Here is a 1573-nt window from a genome sequence, read left to right as displayed (position 1 = left end):
GATCTGTTTCCTGCGCGCTGGCGGCCTGCGCGACGCCAAGCAGCGCGAGCGCAGTCATGCCCGCCAACAGGCATTTCTTGAATAATTTCATAGGTTTCCTCCCTGATTTGATGGTTCGGGTTCTTGTTCAGATGTCGCCGCTCTGCGAGGTCTGCTCGTCACGCGGATTGATGATGGCGTCGATGGCAAGCGCGCCCAGCAGGATCACGCTCTTGATCAGGTTCTGGCTGGTGTAGGAGAAATTGAGGATCGTCATGCCGTTGGTCAGGATGCCGACCAGGATGGTTCCCGCGATCACATTGCGCACGCCGCCCTGCCCGCCCGACAGGCCGATGCCGCCCAGCACGACCACCAAAAGCACGTCGTAGATCAGGCTCGAATTGTAGAGGCGCGTGTCGATGCCGGTGACCAGGCCGGTCATGATGATGCCGGCGGTGAAGGCGATGAGCGCGCTGATGACATATTGCGTCACGATGATCGGGCGCGTCGGCAGTCCGGTGGTGCGGGCCGCGTTCGGATTGTCGCCCGTTGCGTAGACCAGCCGACCGAAGCGCGTCTTCCTCAGGAACAGACCCATCAGAGCCGCCACCGCTCCGAAGATGACGACGGACATCGGTATGCCGAGCACGCTGCCATTGCCGACGAATTTCAGCCAGGCGATGTCCGGCGGGGCATAGAGCACGTCCGAGGCAAAGACGATGCGTCCCGAGCCATAGACCGACGAGGCGATGGCCAGGGTGGCGAAGATCGGCGGGACTTCCGCGACCGCCACCATGACGCCGGTGAACAGGCCGATGGCCGCGACCAGGATGGCGCCGCAGATCACGGCAAGCGTGAAATCGATGCCCCAGGTGGAAATCCAGATGCTGAAGGCGACGCCGACGACCATCACCGCCACCATGGTGAGGTCGATGCCGCGGCCGACGACGACGAAGCCCATGCCGACGGCCAAAGTGCCGAGGATCGACACGTTCTTGAGGATGGCGATGATGTTGCCCTGGCTCAGGAAATTGTTGAGCGTCGCCGAGAAGACGACGAACAGCATGACCGAGATCGCGACGACGACGACTTCCTGCGACGCCTTGAAGCCAAGGCGCCTGTCGTCCGACTTGCCCGAACCAGGCATTTTCCTCCTCCCAGGCAGCCGATGGTCGGCGCCTTGCTCAGGCGACCAGCCGCTCCGGAATCCTCCCAAGGCACCGAGCCGTTCGCCTGGTTCGGACAATTACGGCTGGAGCGTCAGCGGACAATTTCGTTTTTCTGATACGCTGTGCAGTTTGCCTCCGGTGCCGTCGACGCAGGGAGGCCGCGGCAGTGGACCGACCTCTTGGAACTTGAGAGCGCCGTCTGAAGTCCAATATGGACCATTTACCCACGATCCCCATTGAACTTGTCGTTTAAGCCTTTTGGCACCGCTCGGAGGCGCGGTGTTGGGAGGTTTCACGAGCCATGCAAGCCGTTCTGACGGTCACGAACCTGCGCAAGTCGTTCGGCGGGGTCCATGCGCTGAAAGGCATCGATTTCGATCTTCATGCCGGCGAGATCCATGCCCTCTGCGGCGAGAACGGCGCCG

At 61.9% G+C, this 1573-nt stretch carries 1 protein-coding gene and 1 pseudogene; one reads left to right on the top strand and one right to left on the bottom strand.

From position 1 onward, the window contains the following. Positions 1-127 precede the first annotated feature (127 nt). The gene (locus EOD07_RS33880) at positions 128-1126 is read right to left on the bottom strand and encodes an ABC transporter permease (RefSeq protein WP_127238307.1); all 999 of its coding nucleotides are present in this window, start codon (positions 1124-1126) and stop codon (positions 128-130) included. A 323-nt stretch (positions 1127-1449) separates the two neighbouring features. Here EOD07_RS33880 and EOD07_RS39155 point away from each other — a divergent pair. Continuing rightward, positions 1450-1573: pseudogene (locus EOD07_RS39155) on the top strand (sugar ABC transporter ATP-binding protein); the annotation flags it as partial.

The sequence above is a fragment of the Mesorhizobium sp. M2C.T.Ca.TU.002.02.1.1 genome, assembly GCF_003997225.1.
This window is presented reverse-complemented; position numbering and strand designations above follow the sequence as displayed.